Annotated in this window: 28 protein-coding genes; 15 read left to right on the top strand and 13 right to left on the bottom strand. The window is 64.7% G+C overall.

Features of this window, described 5'->3' with window-relative positions; translation table 11 throughout:
• Positions 1-26: 26 nt before the first annotated feature.
• The gene (locus tag U8330_RS05350; RefSeq protein WP_323104095.1) at positions 27-665 is read left to right on the top strand and encodes an arylesterase; all 639 of its coding nucleotides are present in this window, start codon (positions 27-29) and stop codon (positions 663-665) included.
• A gap of 131 nt (positions 666-796) precedes the next feature.
• Positions 797-1,387: an RNA 2',3'-cyclic phosphodiesterase gene (gene thpR / locus U8330_RS05345; RefSeq protein ID WP_323104094.1), complete on the top strand. Its 591-nt coding sequence runs from the start codon at positions 797-799 to the stop codon at positions 1,385-1,387.
• Here thpR and U8330_RS05340 read toward each other — a convergent pair.
• Complete coding sequence (locus U8330_RS05340; protein WP_323104093.1) at positions 1,324-1,800, bottom strand: low molecular weight protein-tyrosine-phosphatase; 477 nt, start codon at positions 1,798-1,800, stop codon at positions 1,324-1,326. The genes thpR and U8330_RS05340 overlap by 64 nt on opposite strands.
• A 54-nt stretch (positions 1,801-1,854) precedes the next feature.
• On the opposite strand from U8330_RS05340, the gene U8330_RS05335 reads away from it, so the two are divergent.
• Complete coding sequence (locus tag U8330_RS05335) at positions 1,855-2,163, top strand: 4a-hydroxytetrahydrobiopterin dehydratase (protein ID WP_323104092.1); 309 nt, start codon at positions 1,855-1,857, stop codon at positions 2,161-2,163.
• A 93-nt stretch (positions 2,164-2,256) separates the two neighbouring features.
• Positions 2,257-2,634: a YkvA family protein gene (locus tag U8330_RS05330; RefSeq protein WP_323107180.1), complete on the top strand. Its 378-nt coding sequence runs from the start codon at positions 2,257-2,259 to the stop codon at positions 2,632-2,634.
• 34 nt (positions 2,635-2,668) lie between these two features.
• Here U8330_RS05330 and U8330_RS05325 read toward each other — a convergent pair whose 3' ends face one another.
• The 3 genes from U8330_RS05325 to U8330_RS05315 form a co-directional block, all read right to left on the bottom strand.
• Positions 2,669-3,484 carry an anti-sigma factor gene (locus U8330_RS05325; RefSeq protein ID WP_323104091.1) on the bottom strand — a complete coding sequence of 272 codons (816 nt, stop codon included), beginning with the start codon at positions 3,482-3,484 and terminating at the stop codon, positions 2,669-2,671.
• Between the two features lie 21 nt (positions 3,485-3,505).
• On the bottom strand, positions 3,506-3,991 hold the full coding sequence (locus U8330_RS05320; protein ID WP_323104090.1) for an RNA polymerase sigma factor: 486 nt from the start codon (positions 3,989-3,991) through the stop codon (positions 3,506-3,508).
• A gap of 216 nt (positions 3,992-4,207) precedes the next feature.
• Positions 4,208-5,125 carry a metallophosphoesterase gene (locus U8330_RS05315; protein ID WP_323104089.1) on the bottom strand — a complete coding sequence of 306 codons (918 nt, stop codon included), beginning with the start codon at positions 5,123-5,125 and terminating at the stop codon, positions 4,208-4,210.
• 74 nt (positions 5,126-5,199) lie between these two features.
• Between U8330_RS05315 and U8330_RS05310 the strand changes: the two genes are divergently transcribed.
• On the top strand, positions 5,200-5,688 hold the full coding sequence (locus U8330_RS05310) for an NUDIX domain-containing protein (protein WP_323104088.1): 489 nt from the start codon (positions 5,200-5,202) through the stop codon (positions 5,686-5,688).
• A 3-nt stretch (positions 5,689-5,691) separates the two neighbouring features.
• On the opposite strand, the gene U8330_RS05305 is transcribed toward U8330_RS05310, so the two are convergent.
• The gene (locus U8330_RS05305; RefSeq protein WP_323104087.1) at positions 5,692-6,672 is read right to left on the bottom strand and encodes a glutathione S-transferase family protein; all 981 of its coding nucleotides are present in this window, start codon (positions 6,670-6,672) and stop codon (positions 5,692-5,694) included.
• Positions 6,673-6,944: 272 nt separating this feature from the next.
• Between U8330_RS05305 and U8330_RS05300 the strand changes: the two genes are divergently transcribed.
• Positions 6,945-7,448, top strand: a complete 504-nt coding sequence (locus U8330_RS05300) for an N-acetyltransferase (RefSeq protein WP_323107179.1) — start codon at positions 6,945-6,947, stop codon at positions 7,446-7,448.
• Positions 7,449-7,529: 81 nt separating this feature from the next.
• Here U8330_RS05300 and U8330_RS05295 read toward each other — a convergent pair whose 3' ends face one another.
• Positions 7,530-8,117: an ATP-dependent Clp protease proteolytic subunit gene (locus U8330_RS05295; RefSeq protein WP_323104086.1), complete on the bottom strand. Its 588-nt coding sequence runs from the start codon at positions 8,115-8,117 to the stop codon at positions 7,530-7,532.
• Positions 8,118-8,348: 231 nt separating this feature from the next.
• Here U8330_RS05295 and U8330_RS05290 point away from each other — a divergent pair, with 231 nt between their 5' ends.
• Entirely contained in the window at positions 8,349-8,954 is a 606-nt protein-coding gene (locus U8330_RS05290; RefSeq protein ID WP_323104085.1) for a HupE/UreJ family protein, read from the top strand.
• Positions 8,955-9,123: 169 nt separating this feature from the next.
• Positions 9,124-9,942 carry a DUF2076 domain-containing protein gene (locus tag U8330_RS05285; protein WP_323104084.1) on the top strand — a complete coding sequence of 273 codons (819 nt, stop codon included), beginning with the start codon at positions 9,124-9,126 and terminating at the stop codon, positions 9,940-9,942.
• Between the two features lie 51 nt (positions 9,943-9,993).
• Here the strand turns inward: U8330_RS05285 and queF are convergent, their stop codons facing one another.
• The 3 genes from queF to U8330_RS05270 all read right to left on the bottom strand — a co-directional run bounded on the left by queF (position 9,994) and on the right by U8330_RS05270 (position 12,368).
• On the bottom strand, positions 9,994-10,458 hold the full coding sequence (gene queF / locus U8330_RS05280) for a preQ(1) synthase (protein WP_323104083.1): 465 nt from the start codon (positions 10,456-10,458) through the stop codon (positions 9,994-9,996).
• A gap of 4 nt (positions 10,459-10,462) precedes the next feature.
• A complete protein-coding gene (locus U8330_RS05275) occupies positions 10,463-11,380 on the bottom strand; it encodes a cation diffusion facilitator family transporter (RefSeq protein WP_323104082.1) in 918 nt (305 codons plus the stop codon).
• Positions 11,381-11,498: 118 nt separating this feature from the next.
• Positions 11,499-12,368 carry a LysR family transcriptional regulator gene (locus U8330_RS05270; RefSeq protein ID WP_323104081.1) on the bottom strand — a complete coding sequence of 290 codons (870 nt, stop codon included), beginning with the start codon at positions 12,366-12,368 and terminating at the stop codon, positions 11,499-11,501.
• A gap of 88 nt (positions 12,369-12,456) precedes the next feature.
• On the opposite strand from U8330_RS05270, the gene U8330_RS05265 reads away from it, so the two are divergent.
• Positions 12,457-12,726 carry a DUF2798 domain-containing protein gene (locus tag U8330_RS05265; RefSeq protein ID WP_323104080.1) on the top strand — a complete coding sequence of 90 codons (270 nt, stop codon included), beginning with the start codon at positions 12,457-12,459 and terminating at the stop codon, positions 12,724-12,726.
• Positions 12,727-12,747: 21 nt separating this feature from the next.
• Here the strand turns inward: U8330_RS05265 and U8330_RS05260 are convergent, their stop codons facing one another.
• A complete protein-coding gene (locus tag U8330_RS05260; RefSeq protein ID WP_323104079.1) occupies positions 12,748-14,937 on the bottom strand; it encodes an anthranilate synthase in 2,190 nt (729 codons plus the stop codon).
• Between the two features lie 231 nt (positions 14,938-15,168).
• Positions 15,169-17,376 carry a TonB-dependent hemoglobin/transferrin/lactoferrin family receptor gene (locus U8330_RS05255; RefSeq protein WP_323104078.1) on the bottom strand — a complete coding sequence of 736 codons (2,208 nt, stop codon included), beginning with the start codon at positions 17,374-17,376 and terminating at the stop codon, positions 15,169-15,171.
• A 240-nt stretch (positions 17,377-17,616) separates the two neighbouring features.
• Between U8330_RS05255 and U8330_RS05250 the strand changes: the two genes are divergently transcribed.
• Positions 17,617-18,555: an extensin family protein gene (locus U8330_RS05250; protein WP_323104077.1), complete on the top strand. Its 939-nt coding sequence runs from the start codon at positions 17,617-17,619 to the stop codon at positions 18,553-18,555.
• Between the two features lie 242 nt (positions 18,556-18,797).
• Here U8330_RS05250 and U8330_RS05245 read toward each other — a convergent pair whose 3' ends face one another.
• On the bottom strand, positions 18,798-19,973 hold the full coding sequence (locus U8330_RS05245) for a DUF2333 family protein (protein WP_323104076.1): 1,176 nt from the start codon (positions 19,971-19,973) through the stop codon (positions 18,798-18,800).
• A 157-nt stretch (positions 19,974-20,130) separates the two neighbouring features.
• Here U8330_RS05245 and gtfA point away from each other — a divergent pair, with 157 nt between their 5' ends.
• On the top strand, positions 20,131-21,609 hold the full coding sequence (gene gtfA / locus U8330_RS05240; RefSeq protein WP_323104075.1) for a sucrose phosphorylase: 1,479 nt from the start codon (positions 20,131-20,133) through the stop codon (positions 21,607-21,609).
• A gap of 45 nt (positions 21,610-21,654) precedes the next feature.
• Here gtfA and U8330_RS05235 read toward each other — a convergent pair whose 3' ends face one another.
• Entirely contained in the window at positions 21,655-22,254 is a 600-nt protein-coding gene (locus U8330_RS05235; protein ID WP_323104074.1) for a thymidine kinase, read from the bottom strand.
• A 259-nt stretch (positions 22,255-22,513) separates the two neighbouring features.
• On the opposite strand from U8330_RS05235, the gene U8330_RS05230 reads away from it, so the two are divergent.
• The 4 genes from U8330_RS05230 (at position 22,514) to U8330_RS05215 (ending at position 26,380) form a co-directional block, all read left to right on the top strand.
• Entirely contained in the window at positions 22,514-23,470 is a 957-nt protein-coding gene (locus U8330_RS05230; protein ID WP_323104073.1) for a choline ABC transporter substrate-binding protein, read from the top strand.
• Positions 23,471-23,631: 161 nt separating this feature from the next.
• A complete protein-coding gene (gene choW, locus U8330_RS05225; RefSeq protein ID WP_323104072.1) occupies positions 23,632-24,477 on the top strand; it encodes a choline ABC transporter permease subunit in 846 nt (281 codons plus the stop codon).
• On the top strand, positions 24,474-25,526 hold the full coding sequence (gene choV, locus U8330_RS05220) for a choline ABC transporter ATP-binding protein (protein WP_323104071.1): 1,053 nt from the start codon (positions 24,474-24,476) through the stop codon (positions 25,524-25,526). The genes choW and choV overlap by 4 nt, the downstream gene beginning before the upstream one ends.
• A 110-nt stretch (positions 25,527-25,636) precedes the next feature.
• Positions 25,637-26,380 carry a HugZ family protein gene (locus tag U8330_RS05215; protein WP_323104070.1) on the top strand — a complete coding sequence of 248 codons (744 nt, stop codon included), beginning with the start codon at positions 25,637-25,639 and terminating at the stop codon, positions 26,378-26,380.
• The last annotated feature ends 100 nt before the right edge of the window (positions 26,381-26,480 follow it).

Raw genomic sequence — 26,480 nt, 5'->3', positions numbered from 1 at the left:
AGTGGAAGCGATTTAGGAGTGACGCGATGCGATTGAAAGGCTTGATCCCGGTTTTCATCACCGCTCTCGCGATGTTGATCGCCGCCGCCCTGCCCTCGCGCGCGGCTCCGCTTTCGATCGTCGGCTTCGGCGACAGTCTGATGGCCGGCTACCAGCTTCCCCAAAACGAGGGCTTTACGGCCAAGCTCGAACAGGCGTTGAAGGCCAAGGGCCACGATGTGACAGTTACGAATGCCGGCGTCTCAGGCGACACGACCTCCGGCGGTCTCGCGCGGATCGACTGGTCGGTGCCGGACGGCACGCGCGGCGTGATTCTCGAACTCGGCGCGAACGACGCGCTGCGCGGGATCGCACCCGAAGAGACCCGCAAGAACCTGGTGGCCATGCTCGAGAAGCTGAAGGCCCGCAATATTCCGGTCCTCCTCGTTGGAATGTTGTCTCCGCCGAACATGGGCGGCGATTATGCCGACAGGTTCAACGCCATCTATCCCGAACTGGCGAAAACCTATGGCGTCGAGTTCTACCCGTTTTTCCTGGATGGCGTTGTGGAGAACGCCGGTTTGAAGCTCGAGGACGGCATGCACCCCAATGCCAAGGGGGTCGACCAGATGGTTGCGCGCATGCTTCCTTCGGTCGAGCGGTTTCTGCAGAGGCTCGGTTCGTGAAGACAAACGAGGGGGTTCTTCAGCCTTCGTTAATCATCGTGGACAAATATTGCAGGTGCGAATTACCAGTTGCGTCAGGCCGTCAAGCATGATCGGCTGACGTCTGTCGCAACATTCGGGGAGACCTCGCCATGCCGAGATTGTTCACCGCCCTCGAAATACCGCGCAATGCGGCCATGAGCCTCTCACTGCTGCGAGGTGGACTGCCCGGCGCCCGCTGGATCGACGTCGAGAATTACCACATCACCCTGCGCTTCATCGGCGATGTCGATGGACGCACCGCCGACGAGGTGGTCGACCGGCTCGACCGCATCGAGCGGCCGGAATTCCAGCTGCAGCTGACGGGAACCGGCGCCTTCGGCTCCAAGAAGCCCCATTCCGTCTTCGCCGGCGTCTCGACTCCGCCCGAGCTTTTCCAGCTCCAGGCCGAAATCGAACGGATCTGCCAGCGGGTGGGCCTGCCCGCCGATCCGCGCAAATTTACCCCGCATGTCACGCTTGCGCGGCTGCGCTCCTCCCGCGTCGAGGATGTGGTGACCTATCTTTCCGGCCGCGGCGGCTTCATGACCAACCCGTTCACGGTGTCGCGTTTCGTGCTGCTCTCCTCGCGCGATTCGGTCGGCGGCGGGCCGTATCTTACGGAAGAGGTGTTCTCCCTTCACGAGCCGCGCGGCGCCAGCTTCTCGATCAGTGCCGAGCAGCCGTCCAAGAGCATGCTGTAGACGGTCTCAAACCCGTCTTCCGCACCGAAATAGGGATCGGGCACGTCCTCCGACCGGCCGAGCGTTTCCTCCATGAACAGCGCCAAGCGCGCGGAAGCACCGGTCGGCGCCAGCGCCTTCAGCGACGTCCAATTGCTGCGGTCGAGCGCGAGGATCAGGTCGAAGCGCGAGAAATCCTCGACGCCGACCTGCCGGCCGCGCAGCGTGGCGATGTCGACCCCCTTGCCCCGCGCGGTGGCGATGGCCCGCGGATCCGGCGGATCGCCGATATGCCAGCGGCCCGTGCCGGCCGAATCGAAAAGGAGCGGCGCGCCGCTTTCCGCGGCGAGATGCCGGGCGATACCCTCGGCCATGGGCGAGCGGCAGATATTGCCGAGGCAGACGAAAAGAATGCGGATGGGCGGTGGACGCATGCAACTCTTCCCGTCGCGATGATCTTCCGGGGCATGCATAGAAGGAGTGACCCGATGGCGAAACCCGAAAAACTGGACCCGGCCGCACTTGCTGAAGAATTGGCCTCGTTCCCCGGCTGGACGCTCGCCCGGGAGGGTACGGCAATCGAGCGGACGTTCCGATTCAAGACCTTCGTCGAGGCCTTCGGCTTCATGAGCCAGGCCGCACTGGCCGCCGAAAAGCTCGACCATCATCCCGAATGGTTTAATGTCTATGGCCGGGTGGAGGTCACGCTGACCACGCATGATGCCGGCGGGCTGACGGAGCGTGATTTCAGCCTGGCCGCGCGCATGGACGCCGCGGCGACTGCCTGCCTCGCCTGATGCATCCTCCGGTTTGAATTGCGCGCACCCTCCCCCATATTGCCGTCAGAACCAGCAACAAAGGAAGCTTCCATGCCCGATGCCAAGAGCGGTCTGGACGAGGTCAAGATCGGCGAGATCCTGCTGCCCGGCGAAAAGAGCGAACAGGATGCCAAGGCCCGCCGCGTCGAGAGGCGCTTCTGGCCGACGCTCAAGCGCGCGATCCGCCATATCCCCTTCGCCCGCGATCTGGTGGCCGCCTATTATTGCGCCTTCGATCCGAAGACGCCGCTGCGCACGCGCGGCATCCTGCTCGGCGCGCTCGCCTATTTCGTGCTGCCCTTCGACGTGCTGCCGGACTTCGTCGCCCTGATCGGCTTTTCCGACGATATCGCCGTACTGACCGCCGCCTTCGCGGCCATCAGCGGGCAGATCAAGGAAGAGCATTACGAGAAGGCCGACGCGGCGCTGCGCGACGGGCTGGCCGGCTGAGGCAGTGCCTATCTCAGATTCCGTCGAAGCCCAATTAGATTTCGTCGAAAATGGTGTCCGCGAGCTGGCGCAGGCGCGCCGCCGCAGAAGGGCCCACCACGGCGAAGGAGCCTGAGGGCGTTGCCCAGGAGATCATGGCCAGATCGTCGCGCATGGTCTCGCTGACCCGACCCTCGCTGTCGGCCATGCCGATCTTCAGAAAGTAGATGGCAAAGACGTCGCCGCTCGTGTCGACATAGAAGAGCTGCCCGGTCGGCTGGCCCTCGACCACGATCAGCCGTGCGCCCTGGAAGGTCAGGCCGCTGCGGGTCAGGTCCGGAACCGCGAAGGGGATGCCGGTCGATCCTGTCAGCCAGGAGCGGATCTCCTCCCGCTCGTTGCCGGAAACCTCGACCAGGTGGCGCTGCTGGCGGACATAAATCCGGTGCATGTTGGCGATATCGTCCAGCCAGCCGCGTGCATCGGCCCGGCCGAGATCGGCGAGCGGCGCCCGGTCGTCCGCCGTGCTGCCGATCAGGTAGCCTGCCAATCCGCCGACGAACAGCATGCCGAACGAGGCGCCAAGCAGCTTGGGCCAGAGTTTCGACCGCTTCTTCTTCGGCGCACCGACGACGCGCTCGGTGCGTGGCGTCACGTCCACGCCTTGGCGGATGCGGCGCACCAGCGAAAGCGGCACGGGATCGTTGAGGACGCCATCCATGGCAGTGCGCCCGAAGGCAATGCCGGTCTTCAACCGGTCGAGCAGGCGACGGGCCTCCTCGTCACGCGCGATCAGGCGCTCCAGCGCTGCCCGTTCCGCCTCGTCCACCGCACCGTCCAGATAGGCCGACAGCCGTTCCTCGAGCGCCACTCCGTCTGCCCTTGCCAAAGATCAGGCCCTTCTCATGCTGGAGGCTGCGGTCATATTGGCCAGGCGCAGCCGGGCGGCGCACAGCGTTTTGGCGACCTGCTCCGGCGCGAGATCCAGGACCGCCGCTGCCTCGGTATAACTGTAGCGCTCGACATCGACCAGCAGGAAGACGCTGGCATAGGTGTCGGGCAGAGCGAGGATCAGCGCCCGGATTTCGCTTCCGGGCCCCTCCGTTCCCTGGCCCCCCTGTGCCAGCGCAGCGAGAGCCTCGCGCCAGGCCGGCGGTTTTTCACCGTGAACCGCGCGGGCAAGCGCAAAGATCCAGCCGTCCAGCCGGCCGCGTCCATCCCAGCCGCCGGGCTGGCCGATGGCACGGTTGCAGACTTCCTCCACCAGCGCATCCGCCTCACCGCCGTCACGCGTCAGCGTCAGCGCGAAGCGGCGCAGCCGTGGCAGCAGGCTCGAAAGCTCCCGCCGAAAATCCTTCGCATCTGGTGCAGGGCGCATGACCGTTCCATGTCCTTCAAGACCCCCGCGCCGGCCGCTCGCCAAAGGGCGGGGCTCGATCCGTCAGCCTTGCTGGGTTCCTCGCAACTCAAAACCGCGTCTGCCTCAAGGCACGGCGTTTCAAGATATGACTCCATTGCCGCGACCGGCGCAACCCGCCGCTTGCCGCATCACCGAATTTTGCGGGGCGCGCGCCATGAGAGCGCGCAGGCCATTCTAGAACCGCGTCGTTTCGGCCAGGCGCACGGTGGAGCTCGCGCCGAGCGAAGGCCCGGCCGTCAGTTCGAACCGTTCCCGCGTCAGGTTCCATTGGCCCGGGCTGCCGGCGATCGAGAAGAGGTTGAAGGAGGCCGGCGGCTTCGACCCGCCCGGCCCCTGCGAAGCCGAGGCGATGCCGACCACCGGCACCGGCTTGCGCTGTCCGCGCAGCTGGTAGACCGTGTTGAGATGCGTATGGCCGTGAAGAACCAGCTCCGCCCCACCGGTGGACACCACGGCGCCGAAGCGGCGGATGCCGATCATGCGCTTGTGCATCGGGGTCGCGCCGCGGATCGGCGGATGGTGGATGAGCACGACGCGAAACAGCCCTGCCTCGCCCGCCGCCCTGAGCAGATTGACGGTCTCGCGCGCCTGGCGCCGGCCGAAATAGCCGCTGGCCGCAAAGGGCGGCGTCGCGACCGCGGTCGAACAGCCGATGATGGCGACCGGACCACGCACGCGGAGATAGGGGTAGCAATGGAACTCCTCGTCCCATTCCGCCGGGCCCGCCTCGCCCCGCATATAGGGGTACCAGGCCTTGGTCGCCTTTTCATAGGCGCCCGGAACATAGGCATCGTGATTGCCGGGGATGACCGAGATCTGGTCCGGCTGGCCCGCGGCCGTCAGCCAGTCCGATACGGCAGCGATCTCGCGCTTGGAGGCGAGGTTTACCATGTCGCCGGTGATCGCCAGATGGTCGGGATCGATCCGGTCGATCTCGTTCATCAGGACGTTCAGCGTATCGCCGGCCATGTGGCTGCGGCGGTTGCGATGCCAGTTGATGAAGCCGGTGATGCGCTTGGAAAAGAGCTCCCTCACGGAGAGGTCCGGAAGCGGTCCGAGATGGATATCGGAGATATGGGCGAGCTTGAACATGCCCGTTACCTAGCGCATCCGGGTAAAAATGGTATCACGCCCCCTCCCTTTTCCCCATGCCGAGGCGCAGTGCCATGACCGAGCGACCCAAAGACCCGATCAGCCTGCGCGAGCGACTGCTGACGCGGCTTCTCCACCAGTACTTTGCCTGGTCGCGCGCCATGACGCTCGGCGTCCGCGCCGCCTGTTTCGACGCGGAAGGCCGCATCTTCCTCGTTCGCCATTCCTATGTGGCCGGCTGGCATATGCCGGGTGGCGGGGTGGAGCGCGGGGAAACAGCCTTCATGGCCATGGAAAAGGAGATCCGAGAGGAGGGCAACCTGCGCCTAGGCGCTGCGCCGGAGCTCTTCGCGGTCTATTTCAACACGCGCGGCAGCAAGCGCGACCATGTTCTTCTCTATATCTGCCGCGGCGTCACGCAGACCGCGCCGCGGGCGCCGGACCGGGAGATCATCGAAAGCGGTTTCTTCGCGCTCGATACCCTGCCGGATACGACGACCCCGGCGACGCGGCGACGCCTGTCAGAGCTCGGCGGCCAGCGCGCGCCCGAGGCTTACTGGTAAGGCTCAGCCGAGCCTTTCCCGCCCATGCGGTGTGTCGAGGTCGAGGATGGGACCGAGCGGCACGATGCCGGTCGGATTGATGAAGCGGTGGCTGGCGTAATAATGAGTCTTGATGTGGTGAAAATTCACCGTCTCGGCCACGCCGGGCACCTGGTAGAGATCCTTCAGATAGGCGCTCAGATTCGGATAGTCTGCCAGCCGGCGGATGTTGCACTTGAAGTGGCCGACATAGACCGCGTCGAAGCGGATGAGCGTGGTGAAGAGCCGCCAGTCGGCCTCGGTCAGTCGGTTGCCGACCAGGTACCGTTGGCCTGACAGCTTCTCTTCCAGCTCGTCCAGCATGGCAAAAACCGCGGTAACAGCCTGCGCATAGGCATCCTGCGTGCTGGCGAAGCCGGCCTTGTAGACACCATTGTTGACGGCATCGTAGATCCTGGCATTGAGCGCATCGATCTCGCCGCGCAGGGGTTCGGGATAGAAATCCAGCGTCGAGCCCGTGAGCCCGTCGAAGGCTGAGTTGAACATGCGGATGATCTCGGCCGATTCGTTGGAGACGATAGTGTTTTCCGCCTTGTCCCAGAGCACGGGCACCGTCACCCGGCCGGAATAGGCCGGCTCGGCCTTCGTATAGATCTCCCAGAGAGCGCCGGCGTCGAACAGGGGATCCAGCGTGCCGCCTTCGACGCCTTTGAACGCCCAGCCGTTCTCCAGCATGTGCGGATCGACGATCGCCAGGCTGATCAGGTCGTCAAGACCCTTGAGAGCGCGGAAGATCAGCGTGCGGTGCGCCCAGGGACAGGCGAGCGAGACGATCAGATGGTAGCGCCCCGCTTCCGCCTTGAAGCCGCCCTTGCCGCTCGGGCCAGCCTGGCCATCGGCGGTGATCCAGTTGCGGAAGGCGGAATTCCAGCGCTTGAAATGTCCGCCCGTCGATTTCGTGTCGTAGCCGACATCCTTCCAGACGCCCTCGACCAGCATGCCCATGGATCGCTCCTCCTCAATCAGCGCCCTGCCCGTGGCGGCGCGAGAGGAGGGAGGATAGCGTATCCGGGCAGGCGCGACAGGTGTCCTGCGGTGAACGCTGCGTTTTCGCTTGGAGGGAGCGGAATTATCTGCTATCGGCCACGCGCATTCCATGAAAGGCTGCAGGCTGATGAACCGCAAGGGTACCGAACGACGACGCTGATTGACCGACGCACCCTGTCGGGTGCCGCTTCACGTCCTTTTTCGTTCCGCTTCCCGGGTTTCCCATGTTCATGCCAAAGCACGATCTCGTCTATCTGACGGAAGACTCTTCACACGACGCCATCATCGAACTGATCAACGAAGAAGCCTTCGGGCCCGGTCGTCACGTTCGCGCCGCCGCGCGCATTCGCGAACAGGGGCCCCATGATCGCGCCCTATCCTTCGTCTGCACCGATGATGGCGAAACGATCGCCTCGGTCCGCATGACGCCGGTCATCGCCGGCGGCGTCAAGGGGCACCTGCTCGGGCCGCTCGCCGTACGCCCCTCGCACAAGAACCGCGGGATCGGGCGCGAACTGGTCCGCATCGCCGTGGAGGCCGGCCGGCGCCGCGGTTCGGAAGCGGTGATCCTCATCGGTGATCCGCCCTATTACCAGCCGCTCGGCTTCGAGCCTGTCGCGTTCAAGGCCTTGAGCTTTCCCGGACCGGTGGACCTGACCCGGGTTCTCGTCGTCCCGATCGCCGCGGATGCGCATGAACGGCTGAAGGGCGCGATTGCCTGGCGGCCGGACTGAGGGCGGCTTTGCCAGTTTGAATCCGTGAAAAAACCCCGCCGACAGGGCCGACGGGGTTCGAAACAGGGACGGACGAGCGGCTCAGGCGCCGATTTCGCCCTGATTGCTGATGATCTTCGAGACGAGACCGTAGGTCTTGGCCTCTTCGGCCGAGAGCCAGTAGTCGCGGTCGGTGTCCTTGGCGATCTTTTCGATCGGCTGGCCCGTCGCATCGGCGAAGATGCGGTTGAGGCGCTCGTTCATCTTGATGATTTCGCGGGCCTGGATCTCGATGTCCGACGCCATGCCGCGGGTGCCGCCCGAGGGTTGGTGCAGCAGGAAGCGGGTGTTCGGCAGGCAGAGGCGCCGCTCCTTCGGAGCCGCAACATAGATGAGCGCGCCGGCGGAGGCGACCCAGCCGGTGCCGATCATCCAGACCTTCGGCTTCACGAACTTGATCATGTCGTGAATGCTGTCGCCGGATTCGACGTGGCCGCCCGGCGAATTGACGAAGATCCGGATGTCCTCGTCGCTGGCCGACGACAGGGCCACGAGCTGCGAGCAGACCTTCTGCGCCAGTTCCTGGTTGATGCCGCCATAGATGAAGATCGACCGCGATTTGAACAGGTTCGCCTCGGTCTCCTTGCCCAAAGGCAGTTCCGTCTTCTTGTCGTCTTCGTCTTCGTTCATGCGCGTTCTCCCGCGGATCGTCGTGGCGTGTGCTGCTGTGAGATAAGGCTTCTCGCCGAGGATGACAATGTGCGAGATGCGGTGAAGGCCGATCAAGGCTAATGCACGGGCGATCCGCCGATCCGCGTCATTTGCCGTATGGACAGAGGCAGGTGGGCCGATAGGATGGCGGCGTGATCACACGGGCGCGGCCCCTCCTCCCGCTGCGCCCTCCGCCCAGGGGACCCCGCCATGACACGACACCTGACCGCCCGATTCTCCGGCCTCGCGCTTACCGCGCTGATGCTGACCGCCGCGCCGGCCTTTGCCCATATCGATCCCGTGGCGCATGGCACCGCGCTGAGCGACGCTGCCCATGGCGCGCTGCATCCCCTGTCCGGGCTCGACCATGTTCTCGTGATGATCGCCGTCGGCCTCTGGGCCGCCCAGCGCGGCGGGCGGGCCATCCTCGCCGTGCCGGCGGCCTTCGTCGGCGTGATGGCGCTCGGCTTCGGGCTTGCGCTGGCCGGCGTCTCCCTGCCCTTCATCGAGCCGGCGATCCTTGCTTCGATCGTCGCGCTCGGCCTTCTCGTCGCCATGGCCGTGCGGCTGCCGGTTGCGGCGGCGGCCGGCGTGGTGGCCATCTTCGCGCTCTTCCATGGCGCGGCCCATGGCGGCGAGCTCGGCTCGGCCGATCCGCTCGCTTTCGGTCTCGGCTTCGTCGCCACCACGGCTGTCCTGCATCTCTCCGGCATCGGGCTCGGCCTGGCACTCGGCCGGCTCGGCAGCGGCCTGCTCGCACGCATCCTCGGCGGCGCGACCGCGCTTGCCGGCGCTGCGCTGCTGCTTGCCGCCTGACGGCGTATCAGCCTCCTCGAAATCTATTGTGGTCCGGCTTTGAAAAGCCGGATTTCGCGCCCTACCTCGTTGACGGGCAGTGCAGCCCGCGTGGCCCGGCCTGCCGCCGGGCTGCGGTTTCAACCGACCGGGCGCAAGGCTTGATCCGCGCCCGCAAGGAGACAGGATCATGTCACCGGACGAACGCCAGCTTCTGACCGCCCTGTTCGACAGGGTGAGGACCGCCACCGCCACCCCACGCGACCGGGAAGCGGAGACCCTGATTGCCGAGGCCGTGCGCCAGGAACCCTCCGCCCCCTATTATCTGGCGCAGGCAGTGATCGTGCAGGAAAAGGGTCTCGAGGCCGCGGCGGCCCGCATCGAAGAGCTGGAGCAGCGGCTCCGCCGCGCCGAGGCGGGTGCAGCCGCTCCCCAGCAGGACGAGGGCGGTGGGTTTCTTTCTTCGATCTTCGGCTCCCGCGAGGCGCCCCGCCAGCCCCAGCCACCGCGTCCGCAGCCATCCGGCTATGGCCAGCGCGCCGCCGCAGAACCAGGCTATGGCGGTCCATGGGGCCGCTCTGCGGATCCCGGCTATGGTGGACCGCAAGGCGGCTATGGCGGCGGTGGCTATGGCGGCGCTCCGGCCGGCGGCATGTTCGGAGGCGGACGCAGCGGCGGCGGCTTCCTGAGCGGGGCCATGACCACCGCGGCCGGCGTGGCCGGCGGCATGCTGCTTGCCAATTCGCTGAGCGGCCTCTTCGCCAATCACATGACCGGCCTTGGCCTCGGCAACGCCGTTCCGGCCGGTTTCCCCGTCGAAGAGACGGTGATCAACAATTATTATGGCGACGACGCCATCACCGAGGCGAGCGACCGGAACGAGCAAGGCGACGACGGCGGCTTCCAGCAGGTCAGCGATGACGCCGGCCAGTCGGATGCCGGTTACGACCAGGATGCCGGCTTCGACCAGGACTTCGGCGGCGACGATTCAGGCAGCATGGACGTCTGAGCCGCCGCCTTCGCGTTCATGATCGGGCGGCGCGCCTCGCGCGCCGTTTCCTCAGCCGCGGCCGCGATAGGGCTGCACGCCCTGATCGGGCAGCCAGACGCCCTCCGGCGGCGCTCCGGTCTGCCAGAAGACGTCGATCGGGATGCCGCCGCGCGGATACCAGTAGGCGCCGATCCTCAGCCATTTGGGCGCCAGCAGATCGACCAGCCGCTTGGCGATGTCGAGCGTGCAGTCCTCATGGAAGGCGCCGTGGTTGCGGAACGAGGTCAGATAGAGCTTCAGCGATTTCGATTCGACCAGCCAGCCATCCGGCACATAATCGATGACGAGATGCGCGAAATCGGGCTGCCCGGTCATCGGGCAGAGCGAGGTGAATTCCGGCGCGGTGAAGCGCACGACGAAATCGGTGCCGGCATGCGTGCTCGGGACCTTTTCGAGCACGGCAGCCTCAGGGCTCGCCGGCGTCTCCACGGAACGACCGAGCTGCGAAAGCCCGGAAACATCGGTCTGGCTCATTGGTCTAGTCCTTCATCACCATGACGCGGATCCCGTGGGCCTTTTCGCCCTCCGGTTCGATATGGATGGCCACATGCGCGGCCGCGTTGACGCCGCGGATCGCCTCTTCCAGCCGGTCGCAAATATCATGCGCCTCGCCGACGGTCATGTCGGCGGGCACCACCATATGGAAATCGACGAAGATGACCGCCGCCGCCTGACGGGTCTTGAGGTCGTGCACGCCGAGCGAGCCTGCGGCATTGGCGGCGATCGCCGCCTGGATCGCCGCATCCTCCTCCGCCGGCACAGCGCGGTCCATCAGCCCGTTGACCGAACCGGCGATCACCTTCCAGCCCTGGAACAGGATGTTGCAGGCAACGACGACGGCGAGCAGCGGATCGAGAATGGTATAGCCGGTCACGATCGCCAGGATGAGGCCGACGAGCACGCCGACCGAGGTCACGACGTCGGAGAGAATGTGGTGGCCATCGGCGGTCAGGGCGGGCGAGCGATAGGCGCGGCCGGCCCGGATCAGGATCGTCGCCCAGATGGCGTTGACGACCCCGGCGGCAAAATTGATGGCGAGGCCCAGCGTCGGGGCTTCGATTGGCGCCGGATCGAGAACGGCCGGAACGGCCTCGTAGACGATCAGCAGCGCCGCGACGACGATGAGCACGCCCTCGATGACGGCCGAGAAATATTCGGCCTTGTGATGGCCGAAGGGATGGTCCTCGTCCGCCGGCTTGGCGGCATAGCCGATGACGACGAAGGCGATGACGGCCGCCACCACATTGACGATCGATTCGAGGCCATCGGAAAGAAGCGCGACCGACCCGGTGAACCACCAGGCCGACAGCTTCATGCCGAGCACGAGAATGGACAGCGGTATCGTCCAGAACGCGAGTTTCTGGGCCGATCCGACCGCGGAGGGAGCATGTGTCATGCTGGCGGCCCTTTTGATCTGTGGAGACACGCGCCATGGCGCAAAAGCAAGTCCCGCGCGAACGGGGCCTCCGTGCACGCGGGAACGCGCGCCTCCTAACAGGTGCGGCGATAGGGGGTCAAGCTTCGGCGACACCCCTTGAGACAGCCTCGGCGAGAAAGGCGACGATGGCCGCAATGGCCGGATGGCCCCGCCAATCCTCATGCCAGCCAATCCAGACATCGCGCTGAAAGACCCGCCGCTGCGGATCCGCCTCGACGAGCGCGAAGCGCCGGGCAACGAAGGCCGGCAGCACGGCAATGCCCGCCCCGCTCTCCGCCGCCGCGGCCAGGCAGGCGAGATCATTGCTCGTCATCGCAACGGGCGCACCCGGACCGGCGATCTCCATCATCCAGCGGTCCTGCGGCAGATCGCCGAGGGAGGGATCGAAACGGAGATAGCGTCGGTTGGCCATGGGCGTGGCGGCGAGATAGTCGGCATGGGCGTAGAGCCTGTAGCCGAGTTCGCCGGCCTTGCGCGCCACCAGCGCCGCCTCGGTCGGCCGACCCATCCGCATCACCACATCCGCCTCGCCCCGGCCGAGCGAGGTGATCCGCGTTTCCCCGATGAGCGACAGCGTCAGGCCGGGATGGGCGGCAAGGAAGGGCCCGATGTGTGGCGCGATCCAGGCGGCGCAAAAGAGCGGCGGCGCGCTCAGCGAGAAATGGCCGCTGAGCGTGCCGCTTTCCGCCGCCAGCGCGCGTGACAGTGCCTGCGCCTCCTCGTCCATGCGCCGGGCATGGTCGAGAATGCGGCGCCCCGCCTCGGTCAGGCCGAGCCGGCGGCCCCGGCGATCCAGGAGCTTGACGCCGCTTTTCGCCTCCAGCGCCGCAATGCGGCGGGCAACCGTCGCATGGTCGGCCCCGAGCCGGCGCCCGGCGCCGGACAAGGTACCATCGGCCCCGAAGGCTGCGAGATATTGCAGGTCGGTCCAGTCCAGAATGTGCAAAATCTCCCACCCGACGTGCATTCCTGGAGAATTTTGCACAAGGCGCCCGCGGTGCATAGTGGCGCCACCTTAGAGATGGAGATGTTCCATGACCAGCCTTCCCATGACATTGCGCCCGCGCCGCCTCCCCACCGCCGCCGCCCATGTGCTGACGCCGATGATCCTGTCCTTCTTCATGTCGGGTGTGGTGTCGCTGATCGCGACGCTGCGCGCGACCGGTCTGACGGCCGATCTCCCGGTCCAGGCTCTGCATGCCTGGATGCTGTCCTACCCGGTCGCCTTCCCGGCCGCGCTCGTCATGCTGCCGATCGTGCGGCGCATCGTCGGCCTGCTGGTCGAACCACCGCCGGCTGGGTGAGCCGGCGGCATCGGATCGCGATCAGGCGGCCTTGATCTTGGCGCGCTTGGCGAGCTTCTCGACGACGTTCTCGATCATCCGCATGCCGGCATCGCCGCCGAGCGTCATGATCGATTCCGGGTGGAACTGAACGGCCGCCACCGGTTCCTTCATGTGCTCGATGCCCATGATCGTGCCGTCCTCGCTCTCGGCGGTGATCATGAACTCGCGCGGCAGGGTCGAGGGATCGGCGAAGATCGAGTGGTAACGGCCGACCGTCACCTCGCGGCCGAGGCCGGAGAAGACGACGCCGGGCTCCAGCACGCGGATGCGCGAGGGCTTGCCATGCATGGGGATCGCCAGCTGCCGAAGATCCCCGCCATAGGCTTCGGCCAGCGCCTGCAGGCCGAGGCAGACGCCGAAGACGGGCAAATTGCGCGCCCGCGCCTTCTTGATCGTCGCCTTGCAATCGAAATCCTTCGGCGTGCCGGGACCGGGCGACAGCACGATCAGATCCGGCGCCACGCTGTCCAGCGTCTCTTCCGCCACCGGCGAGCGCACGGTGGTCACCGTCGCGCCCGTCTGGCGGAAATAATTGGCGAGCGTATGGACGAAGCTGTCCTCATGGTCGACCAGCAGGATCTTGACGCCGGCGCCGACCGGAGCGACATCGCGCGCCTGCTTGGCGCGGCTGGAAGACTTGGCGTCACGGATGGCAGCGATCATGGCGGAGGCCTTCAGTTCGGTTTCGGCTTCTTCCTCGTGCGGATCGGAATCGTTGAGCAGCGTCGCGCCGGCCCTCACTTCGGCAATGCCGTCCTTGATGCGGATCGTGCGCAGCGTCAGCCCCGTGTTCATGTCGCCATTGAAGCCGACCATGCCGATCGCCCCGCCATACCAGGCGCGCGGGCTCTTCTCATGGCTCTCGATGAAACGCATGGCCCAGAGCTTCGGCGCTCCGGTGACCGTCACCGCCCAGGCGTGGCTGAGGAATCCGTCGAAGGCATCCATGTCGTCGCGCAACCGGCCTTCGATATGGTCCACCGTGTGGATGAGGCGCGAATACATCTCGATCTGCCGTCGCCCGATCACCTTGACCGAGCCGGGTTCGCAGACGCGGCTCTTGTCGTTGCGGTCGACATCCGAGCACATGGTCAGCTCGGATTCGTCCTTCTTCGAGTTGAGCAGCTTCAGGATCTGCTCGCTGTCGGCGATCGGGTCGTCGCCGCGCTTGATCGTGCCGGAAATCGGGCAGGTCTCAATCCGGCGTCCGGAGACGCGCACGAACATTTCCGGCGAGGCGCCGACCAGATATTCCTGATTGCCGAGATTGATGAAGAAGGAATAGGGCGACGGGTTGATCGCCTTCAGCCGGTTGGAGATCTCCGAGGGGCGGCTTTCGCAGCGCTCGTAGAATTTCTGGCCGGGCACCACCTCGAACAGATCGCCGCGTCGGAAGCTCTCCTTGGCCTTGACGACCAGCTCGGCATATTCGCCGGGGCGATGATCGCCATGCGCGGGAATGCTGTCGACGGTGCGGAAGGGTTCGGCCGCAATCTCGCCCGCCTTTTCAACCGTCGTCTCGCCGTCCTTGGCGAAATCATAACGGTCGATCCAGGCCTTGGCGGAGTAGTGGTCGACGACGAGGATCTCGTCCGGCAGGAAGAGAACCATGTCACGCTGGTCCTCCGGCCGCGTGAGCTTGAAGTCGATCGCATCGAACTGGAAGGCAAGGTCGTAGCCAAAGGCGCCGTAAAGGCCGAGGCTCGCATCCTCTGCCGAATGGAAGAGGCCGGTGACGGCGCGCAGGACGGTGAAGACCGTCGGCTTCTTTGAGCGCTCCTCCTCGGTATAGATCCGCGCCGGCTCGTTGATCGTCAGATCAAGCCGCGTCGCCGTCAGGGCGCCGAGCGTCAGATCGGCAACGGTTTCGAGGTGACGGGCGATCAGCGCGAGCAGCACCTCGCCCCGGCCGTTATAGGCCTCCAGCCAGACATCGCGGCCGAAGGAGGAGATGGAGAGCGGCGGATCGACGATGGCCGTATCCCAGCGCGTGTAACGGCCCGGATATTCGTAGTTCGACGAGAACACCGCGCCACGGCGCTCGTCGAGCTTGTCCACATAGCCGGCGATCGCATCGGCATAGGCCGCAGCCCGGCGCTTGCGGGTTACGGTGACCCCGCCGTCGGTCACGTAGGATTCCGAACCGTCTTCCAGAAGTGTCGTCGCCATGTCTCGCTCCGTTCAGGCCCTGCTCCCCCACGGCCTGAATACAAAAAGCCGCCTCGAGGGTGTCGGGCGGCTTGTCGTCTCACTCACGCAGGACTGGTCAAGGCCGCTTTCAGCGAGCCCACCACCAGACGGAAAGGATGCGTGCGTTTTCCATGGCAAAACTGTTAGCGCGGGCGCGGCCTTTGCGCAAGCGGCGGGACGGGCCGGTGCCGCTTAAATCTTGCCACGCTCTTAGAACCGCTGCGTCAACGAAATCTTGACGCTGCGCCCGGGCTCGGAGCTGAAGTCTCGCCCTGGCGACGTGCCGCTGACCACCACGTCGCGGACGTTCACCGCGTCAAAATAGGTCTTGTCGAACACGTTGTAGAGGCCGGCACGCAGACTGAGGCCCTCAATCTTTTCGGGCTTCCACCAAGCGGTCATATCGACGATCCCATATCCCGGCGCCTTGAAGGTGGCGTTGGTGTCTTCCGAGACACCCCGTGCCCCAATCAGATATGCATCGATGCCCCAGGTCTCCGTGGCGAAGCCGGCGTTGAAAATGCCCTTCAGCGGCGCGACGCTGCCAAGCTTCAGGTCGGTCTCGAGATCCACGCCATCGGCATAGGTCAATGAACCGCCGAGATGGAATCCCGTATCGAAGCGCTTCGTCAGCGAGGCCTCGAGACCATAGATCCGCACACGATCCCGATTGACGGTGTCGGTGACGCCAAGGGGATAGGCGGGATCTTGGAACCCCGATATCTGCCGATCGATGAAGTTCCGATACCGGTTGTAGAACCCGGTGATGCGACCGCCCAGATCCTCGTCCCCATAAGTCGCGCCGACTTCGAAGCCGCGGCTGGTCTCGGGAACAAGATCGGGATTGCCGCGCACGAGATAGGTGCCCGGACCGCCGTAATCGAGATAGAGCTCTGTTGCGGTCGGCGAGCGGAACCCCATAGCCCATTGGGCAAAAAGCGCTAGGTCGGGCGCCACTTCCGCCTTGGCAAGCAGCTTGGGAGAGACCGCGCTGCCGCTCTGGCCGGGCGGCAGCCCGTCATAATTGATATTCTTTCGATAGGCCGGCGTATCCTGCGGCGACTGATCGTACCAGTCGTAGCGCAGGCCGGGGGTGAGAGAGACTCCGCTGCCGCCAAAGGCGATCTCGTCTTCGAGATAGAAACCAAGCTTCGTGCTCTCGACATCGGGCGCATCGGCCTGGTTGGTGTGCAGGAAGATACAGGCCGGGTCGGGGACCTTGTCGCAGCTGTCGAGGCCGGAGGAATATTGCGACGTGGTGCCGAAAGAACCATCGCCGCCGAGGCGCAGGGTATGGTTGAACGATTCTCCCTCTAACCTTCGCTCCAGATAGCCAGCCGCACCGACCGACGTGTTTTCGGTTTCGCTCAGCCGCGCATAGTCGCCGACGACGCTCGTAAAGCGACGGCCGGACTTGCCGCTGTCGCGTGTCAGGTGTTGCCAGTAAATGACCGCATGGGCGGCATCGAACAGGACATCATCCTCGGTGGCCTCGTACTGGTAGCCGAGCGAAACGCGGTCACGGCTATTGTCATCGCGGCCACTCCAGAAGCCAGGTCGAAAGTTTCCAGTTGCGCTCTGTTCAGACCTGAGGTCGATAATCCTGTCGCGCTTAAACCGTTCTCCAGTCAGCGTGAAACTGTGGCCAGCGTCGGTCTCGTGCTTGACCTTGACCAGCAGGTTATGCTGGTCGAGATCGGCCGGATTGGCTGCCGTGCGGCCGGCGCCGTAGAAATCGAGATCGCCACCGGTGCGGCGCTCATTGGCTGTTCTCAGTCCTGCCTCGACGAGAACGGAGGTCTGATCGAAACGCTTTGCGAGCGCCAGCGAGCTGGTAAGCCCCGTGTCCGCGCCATCGAAGGCAAAGCGGAACAGGCCGCCCCACGTCTTGCCTTCGCCGATGACGTCTTCCGGCTGCAGAGTGCGCAGAACAACAGCGCCGCCGAGCGCACCGTCGCCGGCTCGGCTGGAATCCGCACCGCGCACGACATCCACGGCCGAGAGCGTATCGAACTCGAAACTGTCGATGCCGCCATCAGCATCTCGGGCACCGTCGTCCAGAAACGGAATTGGCACGCCGTCGATCGTGGTCTGCACACGCGGTCCCTCGAGTCCGCGGATATTGACGCTGCCTGTGGTGCGGTTGAAGCCGAGTCCCGGCTGCAGCGTCCGTCCCAAATCCTCGAAGCTGTCCGCCTGCGCGGCATCAAGTACCTCTCTGGAACTTTCGATCGCCAGCGGCGTCGCCGCTATGCCTGTGACCTTAGACCGGATGGTCAACGTCTCGAGCATAGTTGCGCCAGCATCATTCGCCGGCTGTTCCTCCGACAGAGAATCCGGCGACTGGGCCAAAGCCGGCGGCAGGACCGCGCCGAGCAGCAGGAGCGCGGTCGTCGTAAGCAGGGTCAGGCGGGTCATCGGACACTCCTTTCGCCACGCCGAAGGGAGCCGGCGCGCAGAACAGTTGCGACAGGGGAAACAGCACGCGGGGAGCTGCGCACCCCACTTCGATAAAAAACATGAGTATTACTGTCAAGATATCGACCCACCGAAACTGCGCGGAGTTGGGGACGGGGTGGAGCGCACAAATGAACCGGGCGGCATGCTCTCGCGTTACCCCCGTGAAACCCGCCGATCCCTCCCCCTCTGGCTCATCCAATGATTGATCGCACGCCGTTGCTGCTCCTGCTCCTGCCCGCCCTTGTATTCCTTGCGGGCGCAAGCCTTCCGGCGGATGGACCGCTGCCATCGAAGAAGCCGGCCGAGACGTCCGCTCCAGTCTCACGGGCCGAGGCGGCGCCTGCAAAAGATGGAGAGCCCAAGGCGGCGGAGGATGCACCGGGCGCGCCGGACGCGGTACCGACGCCGAAGGAGAAGCCGGACGAGCCCGCTGCCTCGCCATCCGCAGGTCCTGCACCCAAGCCCGATAGCAAACCGGAGCCGGCGGCGCAGAAACCGGACGAGACGCCGCAGGAACCCGCCACGACGCCGAAGACCGAGCCCGCACCACCGGCGCCGCTCGCCATCGAGACGGAAGATCCGAAGGCCTATGCGCAGTGCCTGACGGATCTCAAGGCGATGGGTGCCACCTTCGAGGAGACGGCGCGGATCGACGACGGCAAGGGGTGCGGCATCGACAAGCCGCTGGTCGTCACCGACATCCTGCCCGGCGTGACACTGAAGCCGAAGGCGACGCTGCGCTGCGAGGCCGCGCTCGAGCTCGCCCGCTGGACACGCGAAGCCGTGCTGCCGGCCGCCGGCACCGCCGTGCCGGAGGACGGGGCGCTGACCACCATCAACCAGGCGTCGAGCTATATCTGCCGACTGCGCAACAATGCCGCAACGGGCAAGATCTCCGAACATGCGCGCGGCAACGCCATCGACATCGCCTCCTTCACCTTCAAATCCGGAAAGACGATCGCCATCCAGCCGCGCGACGAGGACAGCACGCTGACCGGCGCCTTCCAGCGCGCCGTGACGGCCACCGGCTGCCTCTACTTCGAAACCGTCCTCGACCCCGGCAGCGACGAGGCCCACGAGGACCATCTGCATTTCGACGTGCTGCAGCGGCGCGGGGGGTATCGCTACTGCCGGTGACTGGTGACGGAGGATCTTCGGAGCCCGCCTGCCCCAAAACCCCCTCTGGCCTGCCGGCCATCTCCCCCACAAGGGGGGAGAGACCGTGGGGCATGACCTTCGCTCCCCATCTTTAAAAATCGAATATCTCAAGCGCTTGCATGGCTCGCTTTATGGGCAGCGCGGGCGCGGCTGGGTCTCTCCCCCCTTGTGGGGGAGATGGCCGGCAGGCCAGAGGGGGTCTTTGCTCCGAAACGCGACGCCTATCGCGCAAGAATATCCCGCATCTCCACCAGGTTGGAGCGGACGCGCAGGATGTAGAAGCCCATGGTGGCGAGGTGGGTGGGCATGATCCAGCCGTCCTCACGGCCGTTGGAGATGATGGCCGGCTGGATGCGCAGCGCTGCGCGCAGCTGCTTCAGGCTCTCGCCCCAGATCGGAGCCAGGCCGCGCTGGGTGATGACCGCGTCGAAATCGGCGCCGGCAGCGGCCATGATGCCGTAATAACCGTAGAGCTGGCCATAGGCGAACCAGAAACGGTCGTCCGCCCGCGTATCGAACCAGCCGCCATTGTGGTTTTCCGAACGCTCGCGGATCATGGCGGAGGTGGAGCCGATGTCGTTCGAAATGCGGTCCAGAAATTCGATCAGATTGTCGGCCCGTGCATCGAAGGTGGCGTTGCAGGCCGCAAGCGTCGTGTTGAAGGCCTGCAGGTCGCGCATGGCGGAGCGGTAATAGCTGGGCGTCGGCGTCTTGGGGCCGAAGGGATCGAGCCCGAAATACCAGGAGCCTTCGTCGAACTGCATGTTGGAGCGGGCGCCCTGCAAGTTCGTGTCGATGCCGGAGGTGCCGCGCACCCGGCCGAGCGAATCGACCAGTTCCACCGTCGTGCGACGGATGGCCTGGTTCACGCCGCGCTGGAACGACGCCTTGTTGTCGAGAAACGGCGTCGAATCCCAATCGAGGCCGAAGAAACCGGCCTTGTAGAGCAGCATGGAGGAGATCCAGGCGTTCTCGTCGACGTTGAAGGCGATGAGATCGCTCGTCACGTCGACGATGCCGGACCGCTGGCAGACCGGCGCCGCCGGGGCTGCTGCCTGCCCCGTCGCCCCCTGCCCCGTCGCTCCCTGCCCATTCGCCACCGCACCTCCTGCCGCCTGACCATCTGGCGCTGGGACAGGCAGGCCGGCATCGAGCTTGCGGGCAGCGAAATTGTAGTGGGCGGGATAATCGGGGTCGAAATTGGTCCAGGCCTGGGTCTGCCAGAAGAAATAGCCGTAAAGGCCGGCAAACAGCAGGATGATGGCGATGAGCGGACCCTTGACGATCCAGCCGCCGCTGGCCCTGAAGGGCCGCAGGAGCGTGGTCGAAAGCCAGCCGCTGAGGCGGGACAACCCCTGCCGGATCGACTGGAAGAAACCGGTCAGACTGTCGCGCATGCCCTCATCCCTCGTTGCGGTACCGCCCTACACATATGCACTGCGACCGCCTGCGACAACGGGCGCACGAATTTACTAAAACAGACAATGACGATGACCACGCTGGCAATCCAAAGCGCTTTGGGATATCACCGCCTCAGTGTTTCGAGAGGACCTCATGAAAAACAAAGTGCAGCTGATCACCTATGTCGACCGCCTGACCGCCGGTGGGTTCGCCGATCTCAAGCATCTTCTGGATGGCAAGCTCAAGGGCGCCTTCGGGGGCGTGCACCCCCTGCCCTTCTTCCTGCCGATCGACGGCGCGGATGCCGGCTTCGATCCGGTCGATCACACGCTTGTCGATCCGCGTCTCGGCACCTGGGAGAACGTGAAGGCCCTGTCGCAGTCGGTGGAGATCATGGCCGATCTCATCGTCAACCATGTCTCGGCAGACAGCCCCTCGTTCCGGGATTTCCTTGCCAAGGGCGCCGCATCCGATTTTGCGGATATGTTCATGACCTATGGCAAGGTCTTCCCGAACGGCGCGACGGAGGCCGATCTCCTGTCCATCTATCGCCCGCGCCCCGGCCTGCCCTTCACCAAGACGACGCTCGGCGATGGCACGCAGCGCATGCTCTGGACCACCTTCACCCCGCAACAGGTCGATATCGACGTCTTCTCGGAAAAGGGGGCTGCCTATCTCGACGCCATTCTCGAGCGCTTCTCGCAATCCGGCGTGACGGCGCTGCGCCTCGACGCCGCCGGCTATGCGATCAAGAAGCCCGGCACCAGCTGCTTCATGATCCCGGAAACCTATGCCTTCCTTTCCGAACTCGCCGACAAGGCCCGCGCGCTCGGCATGGAAGTGCTGGTCGAAATCCACTCCTATTATCGCGACCAGATCGAGATCGCCCGCAAGGTCGACCGGGTCTATGATTTCGCGCTGCCGCCGCTGGTGCTGCACGCGCTTTACTCCGGCGAGGCCGGCCCGCTCGCGGAATGGCTGAAGATCAGCCCGCGCAATTGCATCACGGTGCTCGATACGCATGACGGCATCGGCGTGATCGATGTCGGCGCGCATAGCGACGGACGTCCAGGCCTGCTGAAACCTGCCGCGATCGACCGGCTGGTGGAAACCATGCACGAGCGCAGCGGCGGCCAGAGCCGCCAGGCGACCGGCGCTGCGGCCTCCAACCTCGATCTCTACCAGGTCAATTCCACCTATTTCGACGCGCTCGGCCGCAACGAGACCGACTATCTCATCGCCCGCGCGCTGCAGTTCTTCGCGCCCGGCATCCCGCAGGTCTATTACATCGGCCTGCTCGGCGGCGTGAACGATATGGAATTGCTGGCGAAAAGCCGCGTCGGCCGCGACATCAACCGGCATTACTACCAGCCGGAGGAGCTGGATCAGGCGCTGGAGACCCCGTTGGTGCGCAGCCTCTTGGCGCTGATGCGGCTGCGGAACGAGCATCCGGCCTTCGACGGCGGGTTCGCGCTGGAGGAAGTGTCGCCCTCCGCTCTCGGTCTCGTCTGGACGAAGGGCGAGGACAGCATCCGGCTCGATGTGGACTTCGCCGCACCCACCGCCGTCATCTCCGCCGCCGGCCCGTCCGGCGAGCGCCGCCTGCCTGTCGATCTGACGCTGGCAGGCTGACGCGGGTGATCTGACGGAGATGATCCGACACTCTCGGCCTGATCCTCAGGCAGGGTCGGCCGAGAAGGGGCCGTTCATCGCCTCATCCCAATGCCGGCGGCAAAGAGAGACATATTTCTCATTGCCGCCGATTTCGATCTGCGCCCCCTCATGCGCCACCTCACCATCGGGGCCGAGGCGGACGACCATGGTCGCCTTGCGGCCGCAATGGCAGATCGTGCGCACTTCGCGCATCTCGTCGGCAATGGCCAGGAGCGTCTGCGAGGCCGGGAAGAGCTTGCCCTGGAAATCGGTGCGCAGGCCATAGGTCATGACCGGGACGCCGAGGCGGTCCGCAATGCGCGCCAGCTCCCAGACCTGCGCCTCGGTCAAAAACTGTGCCTCGTCGACGAAGACGCAGGCGATCGGCTCCTCGGCGTGCAGACGGGTGACGATGGCAAACAGATCGTCCTCGGCATGGAAGGGCATGGCATCGGCGCTGAGCCCGATGCGCGAGGAGATCTTACCGCGCCCGGCCCGCTCGTCGAAGGCGGCGATGAACACGGCCACCCGCATGCCGCGCTCCTGATAATTGTAGGACGCCTGCAGCAGCATGGTGGACTTGCCGGCATTCATCGTCGCGTAATGGAAATAGAGCTTCGCCATCCCTGCCCCCGTTCGTCGAACCGATCTCGACCGGTCGGTCAATGACCTGTGACCGTCGCCTGCGAAAGTCCCTCTGGACGAAACACACAGAAAAGCAGATTCTTTCGCAGGGACCGCTTTGGCAACGGCAATGCGACATCACGTGTCGCGAGACGGGACGTGTGGGCACACGGTCTCAATACACTGCTTGTTCATCAAGCGGGTTGAAACGACCTGAAATTGATGATTGGCTGACGTCATACGATAAGGGAACAACACGATGACAAGAGCTTTCACCCAGACCCTCCTGCTGACGACGGCCTTCGCCGCCTCGGCGCTGACCGGTACCGCGGCGCTGGCCGCTGATCCGGAAAGCTGTGCGACCGTGCGCTTTTCGGATGTCGGCTGGACCGACATCACCGCCACCACCGCAACCACGGCGGTCATTGTGGAAGCTCTTGGCTACACGCCCGACATCAAGGTTCTTTCGGTTCCGGTGACCTACCAGTCGCTGAAGAACAAGGACATCGACGTCTTCCTCGGTAACTGGATGCCGGCACAGCAGAAGGACGTTCAGCCCTATCTCGACGACAAGTCGGTCGAGTCGCTCGGCGCAAATCTGGAAGGCGCGAAATACACGCTCGCCACCAATGCCAAGGGCGCCGAACTCGGCATCAAGGACTTCTCCGACATCGGCAAGCACAAGGATGAGCTTGACGGCAAGATCTACGGCATCGAGCCCGGCAATGACGGCAACCGCCTGGTCATGACGCTGATCGAGAAGAACGAGATGGGCATGGGCGGCCTCGAAGTCGTCGAGAGCTCCGAACAGGGCATGCTGGCGCAGGTTGCCCGCGCCGAGAAGGACCAGAAGCCGGTCGTCTTCCTTGGCTGGGCACCACACCCGATGAATTCCAGCTTCCAGATGACCTATCTGACCGGTGGCGACAGCACCTTCGGCCCGAACTTCGGCGGCGCGACCGTCTACACCAACACCCGCGCCGGTTTCGTGCAGGAATGCCCCAATATCGGCAAGCTGATCTCGCAGCTCAAATTCACGCTCGATATGGAAAACCATATCATGGGCAAGATCCTCAATGATGGCGAGGATCCCAAGCAGGCCGGAACGGAATGGCTGAAGGCCAATCCGGACGTGCTGGCGCCGTGGCTGGCCGGCGTGACGACAATGGACGGCAAGGATGGCCTGGCCGCCGTCAAGGAAAAGCTCGGAGTCTGAGCCGAAACGAGAAAAGACGGGGCCCTCCCCGTCTTTTCACTTTCGCCGGACTGGATCATGATGCGCAGCGACCGCATAGTGGTGCGGCCGCGCGGTTGCGCATGACAGCCTGCCGGCATTTTCCTCGTCCGCCCGTCCTCTCACGAAGGAAATGATCGTCCATGGATTTCCTGACCGGATATCGCGTTCCGATCGGCATGGGGGCAAAAGCCTTCGTCGATTGGCTCACGACCCATTTCAGTCTCTTTTTCGATCAGCTCTCGGCCTTCCTTGCCAGCGTCGTCGCCGGTATCCTGGTCGTGCTGCAGACCCCACATCCGCTGATCGTGGTGGCGCTGGTGACCGCGCTGTCCTTCTGGCTGCGCCGCTCGATCGGCGTTGCGCTGTTCACGCTGTTCGGTCTGCTGCTCATCATCAACCAGGGCTACTGGAAAGAGACGACGGAAACGCTGGCGCTCGTGCTGGCGGCAAGCGCCGTCTCCATGGCGGTCGGCATTCCGCTCGGCATTGCGGCGGCGCGCCGGCCCTGGTTCTATGCGTTCCTGCGGCCGGTCCTCGACCTCATGCAGACGATCCCCACCTTCGTCTATCTCATTCCGGCGCTGATCCTGTTCGGTCTCGGCATGGTCCCGGGCCTCATCGCCACGGTGATCTTCGCCATCCCCGCCCCCATCCGCCTCACCCGGCTCGGCATCATCTCCACGCCGCCGGCGCTGGTGGAAGCCGCAGTCTCCTTCGGCGCCACCTCCTCGCAGGTGCTGCGCAAGATCGAACTGCCTTTCGCCGCGCCGCAGATCATGGCCGGGCTGACGCAGACCATCATGCTGTCGCTGTCGATGGTGGTCATCGCCGCCCTTGTCGGCGCCAACGGTCTCGGCGTGCCCGTCCTGCGGGCGCTGAACACCGTCAATGTGGCGAAGGGCTTCGAGGCCGGGCTCTGCATCGTCATCCTCGCCATCATTCTCGACCGGCTGTTCCGCGTGGCGGATGAAGGAGAAGGCGCATGAGCGAAGCGGTTTCCTTCCGCAATGTCGATATCGTGTTCGGCAACAAGCCGGATCGGGCGCTGTCCCTCATCGACCAGGGCCGCACACGTGACGAGATCGGCGCCGCGACGGGCCTGGTGCTCGGCGTTGCCGATGCGACGCTCTCGATCCGCGAGGGCGAGATCCTGGTGCTGATGGGGCTCTCCGGTTCCGGCAAGTCGACCCTGCTGCGCGCGGTCAACGGGCTTGCCCCGGTGGTGCGCGGCCAGGTGGAGGTGCGCACACCGAACGGGCCGATCAATCCCTACACGGCCGGCCCCAAGGCGCTGCGCGATTTCCGCATGCACACGGTCTCCATGGTCTTCCAGCAATTCGCCCTGCTGCCCTGGCGCACGGTGGAGGACAATGTGGGTTTCGGCCTGGAGCTCGCCGGTGTCAGCGAGGCGGAGCGCAAGCGGCGGGTGGGCGAGCAGCTCGAGCTCGTCAATCTCGCCAAATGGTCAAAGCGCAAGGTGCAGGAGCTTTCCGGCGGCATGCAGCAGCGGGTGGGCCTTGCCCGCGCCTTTGCCACCGGCGCGCCGATCCTCTTGATGGACGAGCCCTTCTCCGCACTTGACCCCCTGATCCGAACCCGGCTGCAGGACGAACTGCTCGAGTTCCAGCGGCGGCTGAAGAAGACGATCCTGTTCGTCAGTCACGATCTGGACGAGGCCTTCCGCATCGGCAACCGGATCGCCATCATGGAATCCGGGCGGATCATCCAGTGCGGCACGCCGCGTGAGATCGTCCGCAACCCGGCCAACAGCTATGTCGCGGATTTCGTTCAGCACATGAACCCGATCGCCATGCTGACGGCAAGCGACGTGATGCGCCCCGGCGCACCGCGCCCGGACATGGCGGCCGGCGTGACCGGAACCGCCCAGCCGGAAACGCCGCTCGTCGCCGTTCTCGATGCAATGACCAGCCATCCCGGCGCGATCGGCGTCGTGGAGAACGGCATGATGATCGGAACGATCACTGCGCAGAATATTTTGGAAGGGTTGACGCAGCACCGCAACCGGCCTGTCTGATCAGCCCCTCGCCGCGTCCTCACGCAACCGTGTTCCCGCACGGCAGCTTTCCTATTTAAATATTCGAAAATTCGAATATAGTGTGCGTCTGGAGCAGTCGAGGTCAGAGCGTGTCGAACAGCCCGTCCGTCTACCAGGAGCCAAATGCGGAGGCCATCGCCCTTGCGCGACGGCTGCTGCGCAGCGCGCGCTTCGGCAGCCTTGCGGTGCTCGAGCCGGATGACGGCGGCTTTCCCCATGCCAGCCGGGTGGCGCTCGGCATGGATATCGACGGCGTGCCGGTGACGCTCGTTTCCGGTCTCGCGGCTCATACGCGGGCGCTTCATCACGATCCGCGGTGCTCGCTTCTCGTCGGCGAGGTGGGAAAAGGCGACCCCCTCGCCCACCCCCGGATGAGCCTGCGCTGTCGTGCTCATCTGGTCGAAGGCGACTCACCAAGCCATCACATGCTGCGTGCCCGCTACCTTCGTCGCCACCCGAAAGCTCAGCTTTACGTAGACCTTCCGGATTTCCGCTTCTTCCGACTTCTTCCCGTGGCTGCATCCTTGAATGGTGGATTCGGGCGCGCTTACCAAATCGACCCGCACTTTCTCCAGATCACCTCGCCTGCCCGCCAGTCCCTTGCGGCCAAGGAACAGGATCAGCTGGACATTCTCAATATGTCCGTTTCCGACATTCCGAGACGGCTTGCAACGTTGCAGATAAAGAAGACCTCGGGACAATGGACCGTGGTTGGGCTGGATGCTGCCGGTCTCGATCTTGCCTCGAAGGATCAATTTCTTCGTGTAGAGTTCAACCATGAGTTAGCATCAGTTGACGAATTGGCGTCTGAGCTTCACAAACTTTACGGTTAATTCGCAAAAGCTACCCCTAAATTTCGCAGTGCCCTGTTGTTCGCTTTATGTCTGATGCCTAATTGTCTGGTTTCCCACTCGCCACACATGAGTGGTCTGT

It is taken from the genome of Rhizobium sp. CC-YZS058 (genome assembly GCF_034720595.1).
Lineage (GTDB): Bacteria > Pseudomonadota > Alphaproteobacteria > Rhizobiales > Rhizobiaceae > Ferranicluibacter.
The sequence above is the reverse complement of the archived record's forward strand: the minus strand, read 5'-3'. Positions and strand labels throughout refer to the sequence as shown.

What these genes read in the sequence shown, in the direction of transcription:
- U8330_RS05350 (WP_323104095.1), top strand. Translation starts at nt 27, where the DNA reads ATGCGATTGAAAGGCTTGATCCCGGTTTTCATCACCGCTCTCGCGATG.
- thpR (WP_323104094.1), top strand. Translation starts at nt 797, where the DNA reads ATGCCGAGATTGTTCACCGCCCTCGAAATACCGCGCAATGCGGCCATG.
- U8330_RS05340 (WP_323104093.1), bottom strand. Translation starts at nt 1,800, where the DNA reads ATGCGTCCACCGCCCATCCGCATTCTTTTCGTCTGCCTCGGCAATATC.
- U8330_RS05335 (WP_323104092.1), top strand. Translation starts at nt 1,855, where the DNA reads ATGGCGAAACCCGAAAAACTGGACCCGGCCGCACTTGCTGAAGAATTG.
- U8330_RS05320 (WP_323104090.1), bottom strand. Translation starts at nt 3,991, where the DNA reads ATGCGCCCTGCACCAGATGCGAAGGATTTTCGGCGGGAGCTTTCGAGC.
- U8330_RS05315 (WP_323104089.1), bottom strand. Translation starts at nt 5,125, where the DNA reads ATGTTCAAGCTCGCCCATATCTCCGATATCCATCTCGGACCGCTTCCG.
- U8330_RS05310 (WP_323104088.1), top strand. Translation starts at nt 5,200, where the DNA reads ATGACCGAGCGACCCAAAGACCCGATCAGCCTGCGCGAGCGACTGCTG.
- U8330_RS05305 (WP_323104087.1), bottom strand. Translation starts at nt 6,672, where the DNA reads ATGGGCATGCTGGTCGAGGGCGTCTGGAAGGATGTCGGCTACGACACG.
- U8330_RS05300 (WP_323107179.1), top strand. Translation starts at nt 6,945, where the DNA reads ATGCCAAAGCACGATCTCGTCTATCTGACGGAAGACTCTTCACACGAC.
- U8330_RS05295 (WP_323104086.1), bottom strand. Translation starts at nt 8,117, where the DNA reads ATGAACGAAGACGAAGACGACAAGAAGACGGAACTGCCTTTGGGCAAG.
- U8330_RS05290 (WP_323104085.1), top strand. Translation starts at nt 8,349, where the DNA reads ATGACACGACACCTGACCGCCCGATTCTCCGGCCTCGCGCTTACCGCG.
- U8330_RS05285 (WP_323104084.1), top strand. Translation starts at nt 9,124, where the DNA reads ATGTCACCGGACGAACGCCAGCTTCTGACCGCCCTGTTCGACAGGGTG.
- queF (WP_323104083.1), bottom strand. Translation starts at nt 10,458, where the DNA reads ATGAGCCAGACCGATGTTTCCGGGCTTTCGCAGCTCGGTCGTTCCGTG.
- U8330_RS05275 (WP_323104082.1), bottom strand. Translation starts at nt 11,380, where the DNA reads ATGACACATGCTCCCTCCGCGGTCGGATCGGCCCAGAAACTCGCGTTC.
- U8330_RS05265 (WP_323104080.1), top strand. Translation starts at nt 12,457, where the DNA reads ATGACCAGCCTTCCCATGACATTGCGCCCGCGCCGCCTCCCCACCGCC.
- U8330_RS05260 (WP_323104079.1), bottom strand. Translation starts at nt 14,937, where the DNA reads ATGGCGACGACACTTCTGGAAGACGGTTCGGAATCCTACGTGACCGAC.
- U8330_RS05255 (WP_323104078.1), bottom strand. Translation starts at nt 17,376, where the DNA reads ATGACCCGCCTGACCCTGCTTACGACGACCGCGCTCCTGCTGCTCGGC.
- U8330_RS05250 (WP_323104077.1), top strand. Translation starts at nt 17,617, where the DNA reads ATGATTGATCGCACGCCGTTGCTGCTCCTGCTCCTGCCCGCCCTTGTA.
- U8330_RS05245 (WP_323104076.1), bottom strand. Translation starts at nt 19,973, where the DNA reads ATGCGCGACAGTCTGACCGGTTTCTTCCAGTCGATCCGGCAGGGGTTG.
- gtfA (WP_323104075.1), top strand. Translation starts at nt 20,131, where the DNA reads ATGAAAAACAAAGTGCAGCTGATCACCTATGTCGACCGCCTGACCGCC.
- U8330_RS05235 (WP_323104074.1), bottom strand. Translation starts at nt 22,254, where the DNA reads ATGGCGAAGCTCTATTTCCATTACGCGACGATGAATGCCGGCAAGTCC.
- U8330_RS05230 (WP_323104073.1), top strand. Translation starts at nt 22,514, where the DNA reads ATGACAAGAGCTTTCACCCAGACCCTCCTGCTGACGACGGCCTTCGCC.
- choW (WP_323104072.1), top strand. Translation starts at nt 23,632, where the DNA reads ATGGATTTCCTGACCGGATATCGCGTTCCGATCGGCATGGGGGCAAAA.
- choV (WP_323104071.1), top strand. Translation starts at nt 24,474, where the DNA reads ATGAGCGAAGCGGTTTCCTTCCGCAATGTCGATATCGTGTTCGGCAAC.